A 20,508-nucleotide genomic window follows, 5' to 3' on the forward strand; every position below is an offset into this window, starting at 1 on the left:
ACTGGAATAACTTCCCCGTATATGGTATATTGAAGAAAAAAGGGGAAGAGCCTAATACCCCAATTCCTTCAGTTTCTCATAAACGGTCCGGGCAATGGTCTCGGCACCTAATTCATTGGGATGGATCCCGTCCTGAAGGAAGAATTCCGGGTGTTCGGCTGTCACCTCATGAATATCAATAAAAGGCAGTCCCAGCTCCGCCCCGAGCTCACGGACTGCTTTTGCCGCTTCGCAGGCCACATGGGCCTGGATCTTATAGGGCTTTGCGGGACTGAAATTCTCCGGAAATACGGCTGCAGGTGACAGGAGGATGACCTTTGGCCGGGAGGGCAGTTCCTGATAGGAATAGATGAGCTGCATATAATCATCCTTGAAAGCTTCAGCGCTGATCCAGTTATAAGGCTTTGTATCATTGGTCCCCAGCATGATCAGCACAACGTCAGGTTTAAAGTCCAGGCTTTTCTGATAGCGTTTATGGCTTGTATAGGGTCTGTCACAGCTCTCCTGAAGTGTGTATCCGCTGGCACCGAAATTTTTGACGGTATAATTCTGTCCCAGCATTTTTCCAAGCCGGGCCGGATAACTGTCATGGCTTTTGTCTTTGATCGTAGCACCATAGGTGATACTGTCCCCCACACATGCAATCCGCAGCCGGGAGGAATGATCCAGCCAGAGGACAGAGAGTATCAATGCCAAAAGAACAGTAAAACGAAACAGGTAAAAAGACAGTTTCTTTTGTCTCATAAAGGAATTTTCTCCTTTTTTCATATTTCACACGCATATCTTATTGTAAGGGCAAAAAAATGGAATTGCAAGGGAAGGATATAAAAATGGAAGATAGAATAAAAGAAGTTCTGGAACAGACCCCCTTCTGGGAGCATTTGACGAAAGAGCAGCAGGAGAACGTGTGCCGGGATTCCAGGGAAGTGCACTATCCTGCAGGAAGCCTGATCTATTCCCCCACCAGGGAATGTCTGGGCACCGTGTTTATCTTAAAGGGGGTTATCCGCGCTTACCTTTTGTCGGATGAGGGCAAAGAAGTGACCATATACCGGATTCGGGAAGGGGATACCTGTGTGCTGACAGCCTCCTGTGCCCTCTCTGCCATCACTTTTGATGTGGAGATCGAGGCGGAGACAGACTGCGAAGTCCTGTTGATACCGGCTCCCGTATTTTCTGTCCTTGCGGCGGACAATATCTATGTGGAGAACTATGCCTACAAAATCGCTACAGAGCGTTTTTCCAGTGTTGTGGAGGCCCTTCAGCAGATCATGTTCATGAGCCTGACCCAGAGGATCGCAGCGTTTCTTATTGATGAATCTGCCCAGAGGAAGAATGACAGCGTCCACATGACCCACGAAGAGATCGCAAAAGCCATCGGCAGTGCCAGGGAGGCGGTCAGCAGAACCCTGAAGCAAATGGTAAAAAAAGGCGATATCTCTCTGTTCCGCGGGGGGATCAAGATAGAAAATAAGAGCAGCCTGTATGAATTGCTCCCGTAATGCCTGTCAAAAAACGCTTCTTGGATACAATACCACACTGGCTGCAAAGTGACGCTGCTCATTTACTGACAGATATAAAAGGGTGTGGCATCTGCCCTATACCGGATCAGCTGCCTGTACTCCGGTTATACGGCAAAAAAGCCACACCCTTTTATAATTCCCGGCTGTTCCTGATTGTAACTATTCAGTAGGTCTGCGCATTCACTGCGCTGACCGTAAGAAAGTGTACCGCGGCCAAGCAAAAATCCCATCCCCAAAGGCGATTTTGCATGGATTTTTGCCTGTAACTGTGAGGTTACTGAACAGTTACTCCTGATTAAAATATCTGGCGGCACTGCTTTTATTTCAGCAGATTCACAAGCTGTCCTTTCGGAACAACGCCCACAGATTTCTCCGCAACCTTTCCATTCTTGAATACCAGAACGGTAGGAATATTCATAACTCCGTAGGAGGAAGCCAGCCCCGGGTTCTCATCCACATTTACTTTGCCTACTTTATACGCGCCCTTAGACTCTCCCGCAATCTCCTCAATGACCGGTCCCAGCATACGGCAGGGCATACACCAGGTTGCCCAGAAATCCACCATTACGGGAACATCAGATTCCAGCACTTCGCTTTTAAAGTTTTTCTCATCAAATACCATTGCCATAATTATACTCTCCTTATTTTTTATCATAAATTATTGGTTTCTCATCTTTATGTGCCTATTCTATCAGACACAGGCCCGTTTTTCTGTGACCATGTCACACTGCGCCGGGTATCTTTTTTAAGTAGTTCACAGCTCTTGTTCCTGCAAGGGCACCTTCATAAACAGCCTTGGATACCTGGAGCAGACCCCCTGTGCAGTCCCCGGCTGCAAAAAGTCCGGGCAGCGCTGTGCTGGTGTCAGTCTCTACCATGATATGATTGTTTTCTATCATTAATCCCAGTTTTCTGGCAATATCTGTACTCCCAGCGGTTCCGAGGGCTACAAAGAGTCCGTCCAGCGGGAATTTTTCATGATCTTCCAGCTCCAGCCATTTTAAAGTGGGGTCTCCTCCGGCGGAAATGATTTTTCTTGTCTCAACCCGGATGGTACCCAGGGCATCCTTTTCAAAAGTGGGTTCCATGCCGTTGGTAAGGATCGTGACGTTGGCTGCCATAGGCTCCAGAACTTTTGCCTCATGGAGGGCATATTCCCCATTGCCGATCACTGCCACATCCTTCTGGCGGTAAAAAAAACCGTCGCAGATGGCACAATAGCTGATGCCGCTGCCTTCATATCTGCGGGCTTCCTTCAGGGCAAGGGTGTTTCGTTTGGTACCGGTTGCCAAGATCAAAGCTTTTGTCTGGTAGGTGGAGGAGATGGTATGGATCGTGTAATCACCGTCGTATTCCACGGACAGCATTTCATCCTCCACAACCGGAACCCCCAGGGATCTCATTTGCTTCAAGCCGTTTTCGTACAGCTCCTGTCCGGAGACGGGTTCAGGCAGTCCGTAATAATTTTCTATCTTAACGGCTTTTTCCAGGGCTCCAATCCCCTTGTGTATGATAAGCGGTGTGATACCGGAGCGGACCGCATATAACGCGGCAGAGATTCCGGCAGGTCCTGCACCGGCGATAATAAGTTTTTCCATATATTCAGGCACTTCCTTTCTATCTGCTATTATCTTATCACAAATTTTACCAAAAGACACAGAATTTGTTGGTGACCTGGTTACATAAAGAAAAAAGCTTTATAAAAACAGAGAAAAATGGTAAAATATAAACATAAGAAACGCCGGGAGGAGGAAAGATTTATGGATGAGGAAAAAAAGATTGAAAGGCTGAGAAAGATCATTGATGACAGCTCCTATACCGTTATTTTAAGTGGTTCCGGAATGATGGCAGAGTGCGGATACATGGGAATGAAGACGCCGGAAAAGGCATATGAGATTGAGAATAGGTATGGAGTGTCCCCGGAGGATATTTTTACCAGTGTCTATTATAATAACAGGCCTGCTGAGTTTTTTAAGTTTTACCGCAGCGAGGTGCTTCAGGGGGATGTGGATACCAGTGATACCTTCCGGGTGGCAGCCAGGATGGAAAAGATCGGAAAACTCAAGTGCATCATTACGGGTAATATATATGGATATCCGCAGAAGGCGGGGTGCAAAAATGTGATAGACCTGCACGGAAATATTCACAGGAATATCTGCCCCCACTGTGGAAGGAAATATCCGCTGGAGTATATAAAGACGGCAAAGAAGGTGCCCCTCTGTCAGGACTGCAGCCGGGTGATACGCCCTCAGGTGGCTCTCTTTGGAGAGATGATGGACAGCCAGCTCATGACAAGGGCAACCTGGGAGATTGAGAATGCGGATACCCTGATCCTTCTGGGGACGACTCTGGATTCGGAAGTCTTTTCCAAGTATATCAAATACTTTGAGGGGACGAATCTGGTGATCATTCATAAAGAGCATCACCACTCAGACAGCAGGGCAGACCTTGTAATCTGGGATGAACCGAGGAATGTTTTTACTAAACTAGGTTATTAATGTGTAAACCTAACAAAAAAATGCCCCATTTTTCGTGAATGGGGCATTTTTTATGTGTGGGTTCTGTGGAAACACTCACATATTTCACAAAAATTAATCATAAAAACGACTTGTATTTATGAAAAAAAGCAGTTGTATTTTTCTGTATACCGATTGGTACACGAAAACCTTCCAAAAACGGAGAGAAAACCATAAAAGAAATTGAAAAAATGTCTGAAAAATTGTGTTGAAAATCACAAGAAAGCCACATCTAAAAAAATATAAAGAAAGATTGACAAATGAAAAAATTAGCTGTAATGTTTTCTGGAATCATAAATAAATAAGAAAGGAGAAGTTAAAAAATCATAAAATAGAAAGGGAGGATGTCCTACGGGAACTATAGCGGATAGGATTACGGAAGAGCTGAACTGCGAGACCGTATTTACCATCCCAATTTTTGGCGGGATACCAGTCACGGAGTCCGTGGTGGTGACCTGGATCATTATGGCAGCATTGACAATATTGTCGATCGTTCTTGTCAGAAATCTGAAGGTGGAAAATCCCGGTAAGAAACAGTTGGCTCTGGAATCAGCTATTGGATTTCTGAATGACTTTTTCGCAGATATTCTGGGCGAGAGAGGAAAACAGTATATTCCTTACTTGATTACCGCTGCCATCTACATTGGCGTGGCTAACTTAATTGGTCTTTTGGGCTTTAAACCGCCCACAAAGGACTTAAACGTGACAGCAGGGCTGGCGATCATAAGCATCTTCCTGATTGAATATTCAGGATGGAAGCAGAAAGGGTTCAAGCGGTTCATGCACAGTTTTGCAGAACCCATGGCCATTGTTACACCGATCAACATTATGGAGATATTTATCCGCCCGGTATCGCTTTGTATGCGGTTGTTCGGCAATGTGATCGGATCATTTGTTGTAATGGAACTGATCAAAATGATCTTACCGGTCGTTTTACCCATTCCATTCAGCTTTTATTTTGACATTTTCGATGGTCTGATCCAGGCCTACGTATTTGTTTTTTTAACTTCGCTCTTTATCAAGGAACAGATAGAAGAGTAAGTCATCATTCAAAATATATTTGGAAAAGGAGAACAGAGATATGTTAACAGCAATTGGTGCAGGTATGGCAGTTTTAACAGGTTTAGGAGCAGGTTTAGGTATCGGTCTTGCAACATCAAAGGCAACAGAAGCGATCGCAAGGCAGCCGGAGGCAGAAGGTAAGATCAGTAAAGCACTGTTACTTGGATGTGCACTTGCAGAGGCAACTGCTATTTACGGTTTCGTTATCGCTTTATTACTCTTATTCGTAAAATAAGGAAGGCAGGTGAAGACAGGTGCTGAGTTTAGGCTGGGGCCTTATCTGGACCATAATTAACCTGATAGTTCTTTATCTCTTACTGAAAAAATTCCTGATCGGACCGATACTGGGAATCATGGAAAAAAGAAAGACACTCATCGCACAGCAGCTTGAAAATGCCAGAACTACAGAAGGAAAGGCGAATGAGCTGAAGGGCCAGTATGAAATGGCAATAAGCGGCGCAAAATCCGAGTCCGCACAGATCATCGAGGAAGCAAAAGCGGATGCGAGGACCCTGACAGAGCGTACCGTTCGGGAAGCCAATGAGCAGGCTGCCAGAATCCTGGAAAATGCCAGAAAAACGGCAGAACAGGAAAAGGAAAATGCCCTGGCAGGAGCAAAAACCGAGATCGCAGGTCTTGCAGTGGAAGCAGCGAAGAAAATGCTTGCAGGCGGAAGCGAAGCGGGAAGCAGAATGCTCTACGACACATTTTTAGCAGAAGCAGGTGATGCAGATGACAGAGAGTCTGAATAATTACGGGAAAGTGCTGTATGAGCTGAATATTTCACCGGAATCTGCAGCCGGCGCAAGAGAACTTTTAGAGAAAGTTCCACAGGTGTCAGAAGTGCTTTCAAGCCCTGTTGTATCCCTGGCGGCGAAGCAGAGGGTTGTAGACCGGATTTTTCCGAAAGAGATACATAATTTTATGAAAATACTGTGCAGATACCACAAAGCGGGCGAGGCACAGGAGATTTTTAAGGCATATCAGGAGTATAACAACGAGCAAAATAATATTATAAATGCAACTCTGTCTTATGTGGTACTTCCTACAGAGGAGCAGCTTGAAGGAATCAGGAGATTTCTCTGCAGGCAATACCATGTAAAGGATGTAGCATTTCAGTTACAGGAAGAAAAAGACCTGGTAGGCGGATTTACCCTCCGCGTAGGTGACCAGGAGATTGATTACAGCCTGAAAGGCAAGATCAATGCACTACAACAAAAATTGACCTGGAGGTGAACGCTTTGAGTTCAATCAATTCAGAGGAGATTATCTCCATTCTGAAAGAAGAAATAGAAAATTTCGATATGACAACGGGTGTCCGTGAAGTGGGAAACGTGATCTGGGTCGGTGACGGTATTGCGACTGTTTATGGAATTGACCATGCGATGTACGGAGAGATCGTGACATTTGAGAACGGTGTCAAGGGTATGGTGCAGGATATCAAGAGAAATGAGATCGGTGTCATCATATTCGGCAAGGACATGGGGATCAAAGAGGGGACAAAAGTTGTCCGTACGAAGAAAAGGGCAGGTATTCCGGTTGGCGAAGGCTATATCGGAAGAATCGTGGATGCCCTGGGCGCACCCCTTGACGGAAAAGGGGAGATTGATGCTAAGGACTATCGACCCATCGAACAGGAAGCCCCCGGCATCATTGACCGTAAATCGGTTTCCGTTCCCATGGAAACCGGTATTCTGGCCATTGACTCCATGTTCCCCATTGGCCGCGGACAGCGTGAGCTGATCATCGGTGACCGTCAGACAGGTAAGACATCCATTGCTATTGACGCTATCTTAAACCAGAAGGGCAAGGATGTTATGTGTATCTATGTGGCGATCGGCCAGAAGGCCTCCACAGTTGCAAAACTCACCGGAACCCTGGAAAAATACGGCGCTATGGATTACACCACGGTCTTTGCGGCAACAGCCAGTGACTGTGCGCCCCTTCAGTATATTGTTCCTTATTCAGGAACTGCTCTGGCAGAGTATTTTATGTACCAGGGCAAGGATGTACTGATCGTCTATGATGACCTGTCGAAACATGCGGTGGCTTACCGTGCCCTTTCTCTGCTCCTGGAACGTTCTCCGGGACGTGAGGCTTATCCGGGTGACGTGTTCTATCTGCATTCCAGACTGCTGGAGCGTTCCAGCCGTTTGAGTCCGGAGGCAGGCGGCGGTTCTATCACAGCGCTGCCCATTATCGAGACTCAGGCAGGTGATGTTTCCGCCTATATTCCCACCAATGTGATTTCCATCACAGACGGACAGATCTTCCTGGAAAGTGACTTGTTCTTTGCCGGCAACCGTCCGGCTGTCAATGTAGGTCTTTCCGTATCCCGTGTAGGCGGTGCGGCACAGACAAAGGCCATGAAAAAGGCATCGGGAAGTATGCGTATTGACCTGGCGCAGTACAGGGAAATGGAAGTATTTACACAGTTTGCATCTGATCTGGATGATGCTACAAAAGAGCAGCTTTCCTATGGAAAGACGCTGATGGAGCTTTTAAAACAGCCGCTGTGCCATCCGCTGTCCAACCATGAGCAGGTTATTACCCTCTGGACTGCCACACATAAGGTGTTTTCCGATGTGGACATCAGGAATGTAAAAGCATTCCAGGCGGATATGCTGGCTTATTTTGAGAAGAACCACCCTGAGATCGGCCAGGAGATAGAGGAGAAAAAGGTCCTCTCTGACGAACTGGGTGAGAAGATTTTAAAAGCGGCAGAGGAATTTAAGAATAAGAGCAGGTGATGAGATGGCAAGTGCAAAAGAGATACAAAGCCGTATAAACAGTATCCAGGACACAATGAAGATCACCAACGCCATGTACATGATTTCCTCCTCCAAGTTAAAGAGAGCCAGGAAAGTGCTGGCAGATACGGAGCCGTATTTTTACGCCCTGCAGTCTGCGATCGGCCGTGTTCTCCGCCATATGCCTCCCGATACAGAAGGGAACCGCTACTTTGACGAGCGGGCTTCTGTGCCGAAAGAGGAGCGCAGAACCGGATATATTGTAGTTTCCGCTGACAAGGGCCTTGCCGGTGCTTACAACCACAATGTGTTTAAGATAGCAGAGGAATGTATGGAAAAAGACGCCCATCCCCAGCTCTTTGTGCTGGGTGAAGTGGGAAGGCAGTATTTCTATAAAAAGAACGTGGATGTGGATACAAATTTCAGGTTCACAGTCCAGAAGCCGACCATGCACAGGGCCAGGGTGATCTCGGAAAAAATGATCGCCAGCTATGTGACAGGGGAATTGGATGAGGTGTATATCATCTACACCAGAATGGCGAATGCCGCCAATATGGTGGCAGAGATGCAGCAGCTCCTTCCCCTTAAAAAGGCAAGTTTCCATACACCGGCACAGGTGATGGTGGATATTCATCAGGAGGAGATCGAGATGGTTCCCTCCGCGGAAGAAGTCCTGAACAGCATTGTTCCCAATTACCTGCACGGTATCATTTACGGCTGTCTGGTGGAATCCTATGCCAGTGAGCATAATTCCAGAATGATGGCCATGGATGCAGCTACCAGCAGTGCGAAAGACATGCTGAAAGATTTATCAATTAAGTATAACCGTGTGCGTCAGGCTGCGATCACCCAGGAGATCACTGAGGTCATCAGCGGTGCCAAGGCACAGAAGAATAAAAACTAGCAAGCAGGAAGGAGGTTTCCTCACGACTGTGAGATGCAATCGTTATGGAAAAAGGAAAAATCGTACAGGTTATGGGACCTGTTGTAGACGTAGAATTTGAAGACCAGAACCTTCCGTATATCAAAGATGCCCTTACCGTAGAGAATAATGGAAAGAAGCTTGTAATGGAAGTGGCACAGCACATTGGAAATAATACGGTGCGCTGTATCATGCTGGCTTCCAGCGACGGCCTTAGTAAGGATATGGAGGTTGAAGCTACAGGAGCAGGTATTTCCGTGCCGGTAGGAAAAGAGACGCTGGGACGTCTGTTCAACGTGTTGGGCGAAACCATTGACAACGGAGAACAGCTTGAGAATGCGGAGCACTGGGTCATCCACAGAGATCCCCCGAGCTTCGAGGAGCAAAGCCCGGTAGTGGAGATCCTGGAGACGGGTATCAAGGTGATCGACCTTTTGGCACCTTATGCAAAAGGTGGTAAGATTGGTCTGTTCGGCGGTGCCGGTGTAGGAAAAACCGTTCTGATCCAGGAGCTGATCAGCAATATTGCCACAGAGCACGGCGGATATTCCATTTTCACCGGTGTTGGGGAACGTTCCCGTGAGGGAAATGACCTTTGGACAGAGATGAAGGAATCCGGTGTTCTGGAGAAAACAGCTCTGGTATTCGGACAGATGAATGAGCCGCCGGGCGCCCGTATGCGTGTGGCTGAGACCGGGCTTACCATGGCTGAATATTTCCGTGACCAGGAGCACCAGAACGTGCTGCTGTTCATTGATAATATCTTCCGCTTTACCCAGGCCGGTTCCGAGGTGTCAGCACTTCTCGGACGTATGCCCTCAGCCGTTGGCTACCAGCCTACGCTGGCTACGGAGATGGGTGAGCTTCAGGAGCGGATCGCTTCCACTAAGAACGGTTCTGTTACAAGTGTGCAGGCCGTCTATGTGCCTGCCGATGACCTGACGGACCCTGCTCCGGCTACCACATTTGCCCATCTGGACGCCACCACGGTCCTGTCCAGGAAGATTGTGGAGCAGGGTATCTACCCGGCTGTCGATCCGCTGGAATCCACTTCCCGTATTCTGGAAGCTGATGTGGTTGGAGAAGAACACTACGAAGTGGCCAGAAGGGTGCAGGAGTATCTGCAGAAGTACAAAGAGCTGCAGGATATCATTGCAATCCTAGGTATGGAAGAGCTTTCTGAGGACGACAAGAAAGTGGTTGCCCGTGCCAGAAAGATCCAGAAATTCCTGTCCCAGCCGTTCCATGTGGCTGAGGTATTTACCGGTATTGCCGGAAAATATGTACCTCTGAAAGAGACCATCCGCGGTTTCAAGATGATCGTGGACGGGGAGATGGACGAATATCCGGAAAATGCATTCTTTAATGTGGGCAGTATTGACGAGGTGGTGGAGAAGGCAAAAGCCGAGCAGTAATGCCGGGATGAAAAGGAGTGCATGTATATGAATACATTCGGACTGAATATCGTTTCCAGTGATAAAGATTTTTATCACGGCAGAGGAACCAGTATCATGCTTCCTGCAAAGGACGGACAGATTTCCATTCTGTCCCACCATGCGGATATGATGGTTGCCATTGTACCCGGTGAGATGCGTTTCAAACCCGCTGACAGTGAAGAGTGGAAGACAGCCATAGTGGGAAACGGGTTTGCGCAGATCATCAATAACCGTGTGACTGTTTTGGTTGACAGCTGTGAATATCCTGAGAATATTGACCTGAAGCGTGCGCAGGATGCCCTGGACCGCGCCGAAGAACAGCTCAGGCAGCAGCAGAGCCTGCAGGAATACTATGTATCCAAGGCATCCCTGGCAAGAGCCATGGCCCGTATGAAAGCAGCAAAGAAGCATGACGTATAAGACGTTTTATCAGGAGATGAGGAGAGATTCCTCGTCTCTTTTTTTGTCACAGGGAAAGTGATAAAAACTGCCGTTTTGTAACAGAAAAGTAAAATTGTATGAAATCTTCAAAGAATTATCCCTTGCCAATTTTTTGGCCAAAATATATGATTAGTACAAGTTCAATAACTACCATATTTGGGAAAAACGGAGGATTCTTAATGAGACAAGTCATAAATTTTGATCATAACTGGTATTTTCAGAAAGAGAACACAGGCATGCCGGAAACACTGCCTGAGGATTGGGAAGTTGTGGACCTGCCCCACACCTGGAATGGGGTGGACGGGCAGGACGGAAGAGGGGATTATCACAGAGGAACATGCTGGTACGCGAAACGTTTTAGGGCGCCAAAACGCATGGAGGGCAGCCGCGTCTATGTGGAGATCCTTGCAGCTGCCCTGTCGGGCCGGGTCTATGTCAATGGGACAGAAGCGGTATACCATGAGGGCGGTTTCTCCTCCTTCCGTGCGGATATTACGGATCTGCTGAAAGAGAACGGGGAAAATCTCATGGCAATAGAGGTGGATAACAGCCAGAAGAGCAATATATATCCCCAGATGGCTGACTTTACCTTTTACGGCGGTCTGTACAGGGGAGTGAATCTGATCGTAGTGTCAGAGGCTCATTTTGATCTGGATTTTTTTGGTGCACCGGGACTGAAGATCACCCCTAAAGTGACAGGGCAGGGAGCTATGCTTAGTCTGGAAGCCTGGGTCAAAAATGCGGATGAAGATTATACCGTCCGTTATGAAATAAAGAATGCACTTGGAGTGACAGAGGCGGAAGCATGGCGTCCGGCAGATGCGCCCAATGTACAGCAGTTTCTCCCGGAGGCTCATCTGTGGCAGGGGGTAGATGACCCATATCTGTACACTTGCACAGCTTCCCTGGTGAGGAGAAATGAAGTGGTGGATGAAGTGACACAGCGTTTTGGCATCCGTGAGTTTTCCGTTGACCCGGAGAAAGGATTTTTCCTAAACGGCAGGCCCATGAAGCTGCGCGGTGTATCCAGACACCAGGATATCCTTTACAGAGGAAATGCGCTTACCAGGGAAGATCATTACCGGGATGCAGAGCTGATCCGGGAAGTAGGTGCCAATACTGTGCGCCTTGCGCATTATCAGCACAGCCAGGATTTTTATGATGCCTGTGATGAGTATGGCTTTATCGTGTGGGCAGAAATCCCGTACATCAGCACCCAGAGCGATGACCCTACAGCCCATGAAAACTGCAGAAGCCAGATGCAAGATTTGATCTGCCAGAGTTATAATCACCCCTCCATCTGTTTCTGGGGAATCTCCAACGAAATTACAATTTGCGGTGAAAAACCGGGAATGGCGGAGAACCACAGGGACTTAAATGCCCTTGTAAAAGAATTGGATGATACCCGATTGACCACTATAGCCCATGTAAGCGTCACACCGGAGGACAGCCCTCTGCATGATATAACAGATATTGAGAGCTATAACCACTATTTCGGCTGGTACGGCGGGGAATATACAAAAAATGAGGAATGGCTGGATCATTACCACAGCAAGTATCCAAAACGCTGTATCGGCCTTTCAGAATACGGTGCGGAGGGAATCATTACCTATCAGCCGGATGAACCGAAATGCCGTGACTATTCCGAGGCCTATCAGGCAGAATACCACGAGCATATGGCCAAGATCCTTATGGAGCGGGAGTATATCTGGAGCAGCCATGTGTGGAATATGTTTGATTTCGGATGCGCTGCCAGAAATGAGGGCGGTGTGGCAGGCCGCAACAACAAAGGCCTTGTCACCCTTGACAGAAAGATCAAAAAAGAGGCCTTCTATCTCTATAAGGCATACTGGAGCACGGAGCCGTTTGTCTACGTCTGCGGAAAACGTTATGCCAGGAGAGCGGACAACACCACTACCGTGAAAGTATATTCCAACCGGCCGTCAGTGAGTCTGTATGTGGGTGGCAGGCTTTTTGAGACGAAAGAGGCGGATAAGATTTTTATATTTGAACATGTGCCCCTGGAAGAAGGGTTCACTGCAGTGACGGCAAAGGCTGATTCTTGTATGGACAGCCTTACGCTGGAGAAGGTGGCAGAAAAACCGAGGATCTATACGCTTCCCCAGGAAGAGGAGGAGGACGATAATGCCGGTGCGGCCAACTGGTTTGACCAGGCTGCTGCGGAGATGGCTAATGTGACCTCTCTGGAATTTCCGGAAGGGTACTATTCTATCAACGATACCGTGGATGATATTCTGAAGAACAAAGATGCGTCCAACATACTGTCCAATTCCATCAGTGCCATGACGGGCATGAAGATCAAAGGCAGTATGCTTAAAATGGTAGGCCAGAAGACACTCAAAGATATGGCTGATATGATGGGGGGAATGGGCCGGGATTTACCGGAAAATGCCATGCTGATCCTCAATGCCCAGTTAAATAAGATTAAAAAATAGCAGAGTAGAAGCCTATGATCTTAACGGAAAGACCTTGATCCCTTTTGCAACGTCCGGCGGCAGCGGTTTAGGAGATTCCGGCAGAAATATGGCGGCCCTTACACCGGGAGCTAAAGTGGCAGAAGGCAGACGCTTTACAGCAAGTGTAAATGGCAAAGAACTTTCAGAATGGGCTGCACAAAAAATGCAGGTTTGATCAACAGAGATTGATCAGATCAAAAATAAACAGGACATCAGATGATTTAAGGTCTGATGTCCTGTATTATTTTATACTCCATGAAGAAATATGGTTTGTTTACAGTTTGTAAGTTGTTTTTGTGATACTAAATAGATTTTTTGTTAAATATCAGTACGGACAGCAGTATGTTCACCACAGAGAGGATAGCAGCGGCCAGCACCGCATAAGTGAAATCAGACACCTCAGCAGCCTGAGGCAGCAGACTGTATGAGGACATTAACTTTGTGGGAATATACTTTGTCAGATCAGGTATCATTGCCAGCAGGTAAAGAAGGAAAAAAACACCGCCCGTTCCTGCCAGCACCATGTAATTACTGCTGCACAGAGAGGACATCAGCATGATAAGTGTGATCAGCCATATGCCGGTCAGATAGAGACAAAATGCCCCGAAAAACACATGGGAAGCTTGGCTGTTATCCCAGAAATACATATTGTAAGCATATGTGATCCCAAAAGAAATCCAGTAACAGACCGTCCAGAGCAGGAAAACGGAGATGGATTTTGAAAGGATCAGTTTCCATCTGTGCATTCCTTTTGTAAGAATATTTACCAGAGTGCTTTTCTGATATTCTGTGGTCAGAATACCGCTTATGATCACAATAAATATAAGGAGCAGCATGGGGGTGTTCTTATAAAACTGCGTCCAGGATGTAAAGACATCCACCCGGATCCCGGTCAAGACCATACCGCTTTCTTCCAGGGAACCGGCGAAGGCTTCCATCATCCAGGGCATCAGCTTGGCAACAAGAGGGTTCATAATTCCAAATAAAACAGAGAGGATCACAAGAAGCGGCATTCTGCCGGTGCGTGTGGATTCCATAAATTCTTTTTTAGTAAAAGCTGTAAGCTGCCTCATATTCCCACCACCTCCATAAACAGGTTTTCCAGTGTGGCTTCCCGCATTTCTAACTTCTGGACACAGATTTCATTGTCTGCCAGGATCCTCATGGCATTTGTCATGTCCTTTTCACTTTTTTCCGGGAAGAACAGGCGGACAGCACCGGTCCTCTCGCTGCCGGACATGGAGGCTGCGAAGGCATCGGCATCCTGCGGATGATAAAACTCAATATCGAATCCGTTTCCCTTCCGTTTGCTTTTTATTTCTTCCAAAGAACCCTTAAGCGCGGTCCTGCCGTTGTGAAGAAGGGCGATCTCATCGCAGATTCGCTCCACATCTGAGAGGATATGCGTGGAAAAGATCACAGTTGTGTGGTTTTTTACAGCGAGGAGGATATCCAGGATCTCTTTTCTGCCCAGAGGATCCAGTGCGGATGTAGGTTCATCACAGATCAGCAGCCTGGGTTCGTTTAAAAGTGCCTGGGCGATTCCGAGCCTCTGCTTCATGCCTCGGGAAAAACCGTGAATCCGCTTGTTTTCTTTATCCAGTCCCACAAGCTGCAGCAGTTCATGGGATTTTCGGCGGATTTTCCCTGCAGGCATTCCTGTGATCTCACCGCACAGCTTGAGGTATTCAGACGGCGTCATATATCCGTAAAATTCAGGGACATCCGGCAGGTAGCCTATAAAACGGTTAGTTCGGTTCTGGCCATAGCGGACCGTTTCCCCGTTTACTGTGATCTTTCCGCCGTCCACCGGCAGAAGCCCCAGGATCATTTTCATGGTGGTGGTTTTTCCGGCTCCGTTTTGCCCGATAAATCCATAAATGGAGTGCTCCGGTACCGTGAAACTTAAGTCATCTATGATCTTTTTGCTCCCAAACGATTTTGATACATGGGAGAGGGTCAGCATATTCATTCAACTGTCCTCCCTTCCCAGGAGAAGATACAGTACCGGACCGATAAATTCCATTCCGATAATGACAACCACCAGCCATAAGGCCCGTGAGCCCCTCTTATAATTTTTATGGGTGAGAACATGCCGCAGGGTGATAAAAAGCAGAAGAAATTGTACAATGACTAATGGAATGAGAAACGGTAAAAGGTCTGAAAATGTCATAGGGATTCTCCTTTCGCTTGAAACATCTTTTTCATTTTCTGTAAGTCTTCCTTGTCTTTCAGTATTTCAAATACAGGATTTTCTAAGGCCTGAACTACGCTGCCAAAGATGACTTTTTTATCACGGACTAAGTTCCCGCCCAAATCCATGTTCTCAAAATAATCATCAATAGAATTGAAATAACTGTCCCCTCCTAAATAGATCCTATCATGGCTCAGAAGGGAGTCTGTGATGGCTGCAAACTTTTTTAAACGTTCCATAGCCACCTCCGGTTTCTGATGTATGCAGTAAATGGCAGCAACCTGATAATGGTACTGAGCGGCTGTGTTCTCGTGCAGATGCTCCAGGTCATAAATTTCCATCACACGGTCAATACGGTTAATGGTTTCCCTGCAGGCATCCAAATCATCCGCATGAAGGGAAAGGTACTGTACAGCGCCGAATACAAGGGCGAGCAGATGGATGTACATACCGTACTGGCTGTACTTATTGGCCTTTTCCTTCTGACCGGACATGGCATAGGCCTGAACCAAAATGGATTCCCCCTGAAAAGAATAGTGGTATGGGTTCAGAAGTTCCTCCAGCGTGTCGATCACTGCCGGGACCTTATTGCACAGAAGGTCAATACTGGCTTTTAAGAGAATGGCATCATTACATAAACCGATATCTCTGCTGTCAGAGATGATGCGGGAACATAGGGCGGATGCCTCTTCCAGGATTTCCGTCTGTCTCTGGGGGTCAGGGGCAAGGGATACGTGATTCAGCCAAAGTACGCAGATCTGGAAAAGGAAAGAATGACAGGAGTAGTATTTTTTAACCATCCGCCGGCTCTTTTCCATCACTTCCCCGAAGGGCTGTTCCGCAAATTCTGTCATAAAGTCAAAATATATTTTTTGGATCTGCTCTTTACTCAGATTCGGTTCATATCCCAGAAGGTCATCCACGGTCACTTCAAAATAAGCGGCAAGCTGAGGCAGGAGCATAATGTCCGGTAAACTCTGCTTGGTTTCCCATTTCGATACAGAGGCTTTGGTGACACCGACGAAATCAGCCAGTTCCTCCTGGGTAATTCCTTTTTTATGGCGTAAATTTACAATGTTTTCGGAAAAATTTAGTATATTCATCCTGTAACCCTCCTTATATGGTTGATTATAAGCAGGTAACTGAAAATTATCAATAGATTGCGGCGATACTTTGAGATACAAAGTCAACTGCAAGGAAACTGTCCGGTACGTTCTGTCCTTCAGGCTTAAAAAAGTGTATTCTGTGCAAATGGATTTCAATCTTTTTTCAATCTGTTATAATATTTTTAACGGATAAGAACAAAGCCGTCAGAAAGTTAGTTATTGGCAGGAAAATAGGATCTGTTTTTAGAAAAGGGGGATTTATATGTTGATCATTTGGGGGATTGCAGTTTTAATGGGTGTGCTGAGTGTGGTTCTGCTGCTGGGGAAAGGGAGTTTTTTGATCGCCGGATATAATACTTCCGGCAAAGAAGAGAAAAAAGAATATAATGAAAAAAGGTTGTGCCGGGTCATGGGGGGAGGCATGGGTGTTATCACACTTATGCTGATTGGCTGGGGTGTTATGGGTGAAAAATTTCCTGTGTCTGTCTTTGTTATCGTCACCATAGTTACCGTGATCCTCATACAAGTATTGAGCAGTACCATCTGCCGGGCGCAGGTAACTGACGGAGGGGAGCAAAAGAAAGAAACATCAAGAGACCGGATATACAGGCGGGCTTCCTTTATATTCTCGGCAGTCATTCTGGCAGGAGTTACTTTTGTGCTCTTCACAGGTCATGTCACTCCGGTCCTGCATGAGGACTCTCTGGAGATCCAAGTGTCCTATTGGTCGGATAATGAAGTGGCCTACCGTTCCATCAGATCCGTTGCGTACATGGAGGATTTGCAGCGGGGCAGCCGAAAAGGAGGTATCGGAGGTCCAACCCTGCAGGCCGGTCATTTCAAGAATGCAGAGTTTGGGGATTATATGCTCTATTCCTATACTTCATGTGACAGTTTTGTGGTTTTGGACACAGAGCAGGGAACGGTGGTGCTGAATGGAAAAGATAAGGCGGCAACAAAAGAATTATATGAGGAACTGCTTGAAAAAGTGGGGGAAAGCTGATGCAGACAACAGTTGACAGAGTATTTTATCTGCCTATACAATAGGAGTATCACGAGAGAAAAGGCAGGCATTAATATGAACACAAAAGATTTAAAATGTTTCGAGGCTGTGTATCAGGAGCAGAGTATCAGTAAAGCCGCCAGACGTCTGTACATCACCCCGCAGGGACTGGGAAAAAACATCAGAACCCTGGAGGCAGAGCTGGAAACCATACTTTTTGAACGGACAAAGCAGGGCATGCGCCCCACAGAGAGCGCGGACTTTCTTTATGGAAGGACAAAGAAGATCATACAGGAGCTGGAGGAACTGGAGAACGGCGTCAGACAGCTGGAAAACAGGAAAATAGTCCTCCGCATCGGATACGCCTGTGGTGTCTTCAATGTCCTTCCTTTTCAGTTGATCTTAAACTTCATGAGAGATAACCCTAATATCCGGGTGGAGTGGAACGAATACTCCAACGAGGAGGTAAAAGCCCTGCTGGAGGATTCCATGCTGGAATATGGTTTTATCGTGGGGAGGCATGAGGGGGAAGAAATGATACAGCGCAAGCTGGATGGAAGAGAGGTCCTGCTGCTGGTCTATGAGGGCCATCCCCTCTATAAAAAAGAGCGGATAAATGCAGACATGCTGAGAGAAGAAAATATGATACTCATGAATGAACATTTCCACATGTTCCATGATTTTACAGCTATCTGCCGTGCAAAAGGATTCTCCCCCAATATCATCGCAAAAACATCAGACGGTGCGGTCCTGTATAAGCTTTGCCGCCAGAAGATCGGACTTGCCGTCATACCGGAGTTTATGCTGGAGGATTTCCGCATGGATCATATGCGTGCCATCCCATTTGAAGAGGATCTGACTTGGGATGTGTTCGGCGTCTATAAGGAAGATACGAAAAATTATGAAACCATACAGCAGTTTGACTGCTTTCTAAACTAAAACAAAAAGTTTCCACCTGACAAAGAAAGGTTGCTGGCAGAAATGCGTTATCCTTTTGTATACTGTTCCTAAAGAGAAACAAAGGAGGACGCAATGAAATATAAAAATCTATTTACCCCTGTGCAGATAGGAAACGTTACCTTAAAAAACCGCTTTGCACTGGCGCCAATGGGGCCTCTGGGGCTGGCAGATGCCCAGGGCGGGTTTAACCAGAGAGGGATTGACTACTACACTGAGCGTGCAAAAGGTGGTACCGGCCTGATCATCACAGGCGTTACTTTCTCAGACTGCCAGGTGGAGACACAGAGTATGCCAAACTGTCCGAATTCCACCTATAATCCTGTGCATTTTATCCGTACCGGCAGAGAGATGACAGAGCGGGTCCATGCATACGGAAGTAAGATCTTTCTTATGATGTCCGGTGGTTTCGGACGTGTTACCATTCCAACCAACTTGGGGGAATTTCCGCCGGTAGCGCCTTCGGCCATTCCGCACAGGTGGCTTGATAAGACCTGCCGTCCCCTGACAAAAGAGGAGATCCGCAGCATCGTAAAATCTTTCGGTGACGGCGCTTACAATGCCAAACGCGGCGGATTTGACGGTATTGAGGTACATGCAGTCCATGAGGGATACCTGTTGGATCAGTTTGCCATCTCCATGTTCAATCAGAGAACCGATGAGTACGGCGGTTCCCTGGAGAACCGTCTCCGTTTTGCCAGAGAAGTGGTGGAAGAGATCAAATCCCGCTGCGGAGAAGATTTTCCGGTCGTCCTGCGCTACAGCGTAAAAAGCATGATAAAAGACTGGAGAGAGGGTGCCCTTCCCGGAGAGGATTTTGAGGAAAAAGGCCGTGATACCCAGGAAGGACTGGAAGCGGCAAAACTCCTTGTCAGCTATGGCTATGATGCCCTTGATACAGATGTGGGAACCTATGATGCCTGGTGGTGGAACCATCCCCCGATGTACCAGGAAAAGGGCTTGTTCCGCCCTTACTGCAAAATGGTGAAAGAAGTGGTGGATGTACCTGTACTCTGTGCAGGACGTATGGATAACCCGGATATGGCATCCGAGGCAGTGGAAGACGGGACCTGCGATATCGTAAGCCTTGGCCGCCCCCTTCTGGCTGACCCGGACTATGTGAACAAACTCCGGGCAGGACGAAGGGAGGAGATCCGTCCCTGTATCTCCTGTCAGGAGGGCTGTATGGGTCGCGTACAGGAATATTCCATGATCAACTGCGCAGTGAATCCCCAGGCTGCCCGGGAGAGGGTAACGGCCTATGAACCTGTTCGGAAAAGCAAAAAAGTATTGGTAGTGGGCGGCGGTGTAGCCGGATGTGAAGCGGCAAGAGTGCTTGCAATCCGCGGCCACATGCCGGAGTTGTTTGAAAAGACAGGAAGCCTTGGCGGCAATCTGATCCCTGGTGGTGCCCCTGCTTTCAAGGAAGATGACCTGGAGCTGGCAAAATGGTATGAAACTGCACTGAAAAAACTGGATGTCCCGGTGCATCTCCATACGGAAGTCCGAAAAGAGGATGTGCTGAAAGCAGAGTATGATGCTGTGATAGTTGCCACAGGATCCAGCCCAAAAGTATTCCCTCTGGGTGATGATTCCCATGTTTATACTGCGGCACAGGTGCTCACAAAAGAGAAGGACTGCGGCAGCAGCACAGTTGTGGTGGGCGGCGGCCTGGTAGGCTGTGAGACCGCTCTATGGCTGGCGCAGAATGGGAAACAAGTGACGATCGTGGAAGCACTGGACAGTCTGATGGCAGTCAACGGCCCGCTCTGTCATGCCAACAAAGATATGCTGGAGCGCCTGATCCCCTACAACGGCATTGATGTGGTGACGGGCGCCAAAGTGACAGGATTTAAGAACGGTACATTATCTTATCTGATCCAGGATGAGGAGGAGCAGATTTCCTGTGACAGTGTCATTTTATCTGTTGGCTACAGAGAGGAAAATATGCTCTATCAGGATCTGCAGTTTGATGTGCCGGAAATCTATCTTCTGGGTGATGCAAAGAAGGTTTCCAATATTATGTATGCAATCTGGGATGCTTTTGAAGTGGCAAACCATATTTAAGTTATGTATAACAAAAAACACAAATTTATATCCCCCCACGTGGCTTGTGGGGGG

The 20,508-nt window shown here is 47.3% G+C and carries 22 protein-coding genes; 15 read left to right on the forward strand and 7 right to left on the reverse strand.

Going from position 1 to position 20,508, the window contains the following annotated elements:
- Positions 1 to 51: 51 nt before the first annotated feature.
- Positions 52 to 744 (reverse strand): GDSL-type esterase/lipase family protein, encoded by a 693-nt coding sequence (locus CI595_RS22455; protein WP_162291953.1) that lies wholly within the window; start codon positions 742 to 744, stop codon positions 52 to 54.
- 86 nt (positions 745 to 830) lie between these two features.
- Here CI595_RS22455 and CI595_RS22460 point away from each other — a divergent pair, with 86 nt between their 5' ends.
- Complete coding sequence (locus tag CI595_RS22460; RefSeq protein WP_095175849.1) at positions 831 to 1,502, forward strand: Crp/Fnr family transcriptional regulator; 672 nt, start codon at positions 831 to 833, stop codon at positions 1,500 to 1,502.
- 340 nt (positions 1,503 to 1,842) lie between these two features.
- Here the strand turns inward: CI595_RS22460 and trxA are convergent, their stop codons facing one another.
- A complete protein-coding gene (trxA, locus tag CI595_RS22470) occupies positions 1,843 to 2,151 on the reverse strand; it encodes a thioredoxin (protein ID WP_095175851.1) in 309 nt (102 codons plus the stop codon).
- Positions 2,152 to 2,245: 94 nt separating this feature from the next.
- Positions 2,246 to 3,121: an NAD(P)/FAD-dependent oxidoreductase gene (locus CI595_RS22475; RefSeq protein ID WP_095175852.1), complete on the reverse strand. Its 876-nt coding sequence runs from the start codon at positions 3,119 to 3,121 to the stop codon at positions 2,246 to 2,248.
- 162 nt (positions 3,122 to 3,283) lie between these two features.
- Here CI595_RS22475 and CI595_RS22480 point away from each other — a divergent pair, with 162 nt between their 5' ends.
- From CI595_RS22480 to CI595_RS27420, 11 genes are all read left to right on the forward strand, one after another.
- Positions 3,284 to 4,021 (forward strand): SIR2 family NAD-dependent protein deacylase, encoded by a 738-nt coding sequence (locus tag CI595_RS22480; protein WP_095175853.1) that lies wholly within the window; start codon positions 3,284 to 3,286, stop codon positions 4,019 to 4,021.
- A 390-nt stretch (positions 4,022 to 4,411) separates the two neighbouring features.
- Positions 4,412 to 5,080 (forward strand): F0F1 ATP synthase subunit A, encoded by a 669-nt coding sequence (locus CI595_RS22485; RefSeq protein WP_330397474.1) that lies wholly within the window; start codon positions 4,412 to 4,414, stop codon positions 5,078 to 5,080.
- 40 nt (positions 5,081 to 5,120) lie between these two features.
- Positions 5,121 to 5,336, forward strand: coding sequence for an ATP synthase F0 subunit C (gene atpE / locus CI595_RS22490; RefSeq protein WP_018594308.1), 216 nt, complete (start codon positions 5,121 to 5,123; stop codon positions 5,334 to 5,336).
- Positions 5,337 to 5,355: 19 nt separating this feature from the next.
- The gene (gene atpF / locus CI595_RS22495; RefSeq protein ID WP_095175855.1) at positions 5,356 to 5,853 is read left to right on the forward strand and encodes a F0F1 ATP synthase subunit B; all 498 of its coding nucleotides are present in this window, start codon (positions 5,356 to 5,358) and stop codon (positions 5,851 to 5,853) included.
- Positions 5,834 to 6,337, forward strand: a complete 504-nt coding sequence (gene atpH / locus CI595_RS22500; protein ID WP_095175856.1) for an ATP synthase F1 subunit delta — start codon at positions 5,834 to 5,836, stop codon at positions 6,335 to 6,337. The genes atpF and atpH overlap by 20 nt, the downstream gene beginning before the upstream one ends.
- A 5-nt stretch (positions 6,338 to 6,342) precedes the next feature.
- The gene (atpA, locus tag CI595_RS22505; protein WP_095175857.1) at positions 6,343 to 7,851 is read left to right on the forward strand and encodes a F0F1 ATP synthase subunit alpha; all 1,509 of its coding nucleotides are present in this window, start codon (positions 6,343 to 6,345) and stop codon (positions 7,849 to 7,851) included.
- Between the two features lie 4 nt (positions 7,852 to 7,855).
- Positions 7,856 to 8,755 (forward strand): ATP synthase F1 subunit gamma, encoded by a 900-nt coding sequence (atpG, locus tag CI595_RS22510; RefSeq protein ID WP_095175858.1) that lies wholly within the window; start codon positions 7,856 to 7,858, stop codon positions 8,753 to 8,755.
- A 44-nt stretch (positions 8,756 to 8,799) separates the two neighbouring features.
- Positions 8,800 to 10,188, forward strand: coding sequence for a F0F1 ATP synthase subunit beta (gene atpD / locus CI595_RS22515; protein ID WP_095175859.1), 1,389 nt, complete (start codon positions 8,800 to 8,802; stop codon positions 10,186 to 10,188).
- A 27-nt stretch (positions 10,189 to 10,215) separates the two neighbouring features.
- Entirely contained in the window at positions 10,216 to 10,629 is a 414-nt protein-coding gene (atpC, locus tag CI595_RS22520; RefSeq protein WP_065542036.1) for an ATP synthase F1 subunit epsilon, read from the forward strand.
- A gap of 200 nt (positions 10,630 to 10,829) precedes the next feature.
- Positions 10,830 to 13,106, forward strand: a complete 2,277-nt coding sequence (locus CI595_RS22525; protein WP_095175860.1) for a glycoside hydrolase family 2 protein — start codon at positions 10,830 to 10,832, stop codon at positions 13,104 to 13,106.
- Positions 13,107 to 13,140: 34 nt separating this feature from the next.
- Complete coding sequence (locus tag CI595_RS27420; protein WP_162291954.1) at positions 13,141 to 13,302, forward strand: flavodoxin; 162 nt, start codon at positions 13,141 to 13,143, stop codon at positions 13,300 to 13,302.
- Between the two features lie 127 nt (positions 13,303 to 13,429).
- On the opposite strand, the gene CI595_RS22535 is transcribed toward CI595_RS27420, so the two are convergent.
- From CI595_RS22535 to CI595_RS22550, 4 genes are read right to left on the reverse strand one after another with little or no spacing between them, the layout of a single operon-like run.
- Positions 13,430 to 14,200: an ABC transporter permease gene (locus CI595_RS22535; protein WP_095175862.1), complete on the reverse strand. Its 771-nt coding sequence runs from the start codon at positions 14,198 to 14,200 to the stop codon at positions 13,430 to 13,432.
- Positions 14,197 to 15,099: an ABC transporter ATP-binding protein gene (locus CI595_RS22540; RefSeq protein ID WP_095175863.1), complete on the reverse strand. Its 903-nt coding sequence runs from the start codon at positions 15,097 to 15,099 to the stop codon at positions 14,197 to 14,199. Before CI595_RS22540 ends, CI595_RS22535 begins: the two co-directional genes overlap by 4 nt.
- Positions 15,100 to 15,300: a PLDc N-terminal domain-containing protein gene (locus CI595_RS22545; protein WP_095175864.1), complete on the reverse strand. Its 201-nt coding sequence runs from the start codon at positions 15,298 to 15,300 to the stop codon at positions 15,100 to 15,102.
- Positions 15,297 to 16,424, reverse strand: coding sequence for a helix-turn-helix domain-containing protein (locus CI595_RS22550; protein ID WP_095175865.1), 1,128 nt, complete (start codon positions 16,422 to 16,424; stop codon positions 15,297 to 15,299). Before CI595_RS22550 ends, CI595_RS22545 begins: the two co-directional genes overlap by 4 nt.
- A gap of 265 nt (positions 16,425 to 16,689) precedes the next feature.
- On the opposite strand from CI595_RS22550, the gene CI595_RS22555 reads away from it, so the two are divergent.
- The 3 genes from CI595_RS22555 (at position 16,690) to CI595_RS22565 (ending at position 20,454) form a co-directional block, all read left to right on the forward strand.
- Positions 16,690 to 17,430, forward strand: a complete 741-nt coding sequence (locus tag CI595_RS22555; RefSeq protein WP_095175866.1) for a DUF3784 domain-containing protein — start codon at positions 16,690 to 16,692, stop codon at positions 17,428 to 17,430.
- Positions 17,431 to 17,505: 75 nt separating this feature from the next.
- Positions 17,506 to 18,369, forward strand: a complete 864-nt coding sequence (locus tag CI595_RS22560; protein ID WP_095175867.1) for a LysR family transcriptional regulator — start codon at positions 17,506 to 17,508, stop codon at positions 18,367 to 18,369.
- Positions 18,370 to 18,462: 93 nt separating this feature from the next.
- A complete protein-coding gene (locus CI595_RS22565) occupies positions 18,463 to 20,454 on the forward strand; it encodes an oxidoreductase (RefSeq protein ID WP_095175868.1) in 1,992 nt (663 codons plus the stop codon).
- The last annotated feature ends 54 nt before the right edge of the window (positions 20,455 to 20,508 follow it).

This window comes from Blautia hominis, from assembly GCA_002270465.1.
Taxonomy (GTDB): domain Bacteria; phylum Bacillota; class Clostridia; order Lachnospirales; family Lachnospiraceae; genus Blautia; species Blautia hominis.

Excerpts from the sequence above, each read along its gene's own strand:
- CI595_RS22455 (WP_162291953.1), bottom strand. The coding sequence starts at position 744 with ATGAGACAAAAGAAACTGTCTTTTTACCTGTTTCGTTTTACTGTTCTT.
- CI595_RS22460 (WP_095175849.1), top strand. The coding sequence starts at position 831 with ATGGAAGATAGAATAAAAGAAGTTCTGGAACAGACCCCCTTCTGGGAG.
- trxA (WP_095175851.1), bottom strand. The coding sequence starts at position 2,151 with ATGGCAATGGTATTTGATGAGAAAAACTTTAAAAGCGAAGTGCTGGAA.
- CI595_RS22475 (WP_095175852.1), bottom strand. The coding sequence starts at position 3,121 with ATGGAAAAACTTATTATCGCCGGTGCAGGACCTGCCGGAATCTCTGCC.
- CI595_RS22480 (WP_095175853.1), top strand. The coding sequence starts at position 3,284 with ATGGATGAGGAAAAAAAGATTGAAAGGCTGAGAAAGATCATTGATGAC.
- atpE (WP_018594308.1), top strand. The coding sequence starts at position 5,121 with ATGTTAACAGCAATTGGTGCAGGTATGGCAGTTTTAACAGGTTTAGGA.
- atpH (WP_095175856.1), top strand. The coding sequence starts at position 5,834 with ATGACAGAGAGTCTGAATAATTACGGGAAAGTGCTGTATGAGCTGAAT.
- atpG (WP_095175858.1), top strand. The coding sequence starts at position 7,856 with ATGGCAAGTGCAAAAGAGATACAAAGCCGTATAAACAGTATCCAGGAC.
- atpD (WP_095175859.1), top strand. The coding sequence starts at position 8,800 with ATGGAAAAAGGAAAAATCGTACAGGTTATGGGACCTGTTGTAGACGTA.
- atpC (WP_065542036.1), top strand. The coding sequence starts at position 10,216 with ATGAATACATTCGGACTGAATATCGTTTCCAGTGATAAAGATTTTTAT.
- CI595_RS22525 (WP_095175860.1), top strand. The coding sequence starts at position 10,830 with ATGAGACAAGTCATAAATTTTGATCATAACTGGTATTTTCAGAAAGAG.
- CI595_RS22535 (WP_095175862.1), bottom strand. The coding sequence starts at position 14,200 with ATGAGGCAGCTTACAGCTTTTACTAAAAAAGAATTTATGGAATCCACA.
- CI595_RS22540 (WP_095175863.1), bottom strand. The coding sequence starts at position 15,099 with ATGAATATGCTGACCCTCTCCCATGTATCAAAATCGTTTGGGAGCAAA.
- CI595_RS22545 (WP_095175864.1), bottom strand. The coding sequence starts at position 15,300 with ATGACATTTTCAGACCTTTTACCGTTTCTCATTCCATTAGTCATTGTA.
- CI595_RS22550 (WP_095175865.1), bottom strand. The coding sequence starts at position 16,424 with ATGAATATACTAAATTTTTCCGAAAACATTGTAAATTTACGCCATAAA.
- CI595_RS22555 (WP_095175866.1), top strand. The coding sequence starts at position 16,690 with ATGTTGATCATTTGGGGGATTGCAGTTTTAATGGGTGTGCTGAGTGTG.
- CI595_RS22560 (WP_095175867.1), top strand. The coding sequence starts at position 17,506 with ATGAACACAAAAGATTTAAAATGTTTCGAGGCTGTGTATCAGGAGCAG.
- CI595_RS22565 (WP_095175868.1), top strand. The coding sequence starts at position 18,463 with ATGAAATATAAAAATCTATTTACCCCTGTGCAGATAGGAAACGTTACC.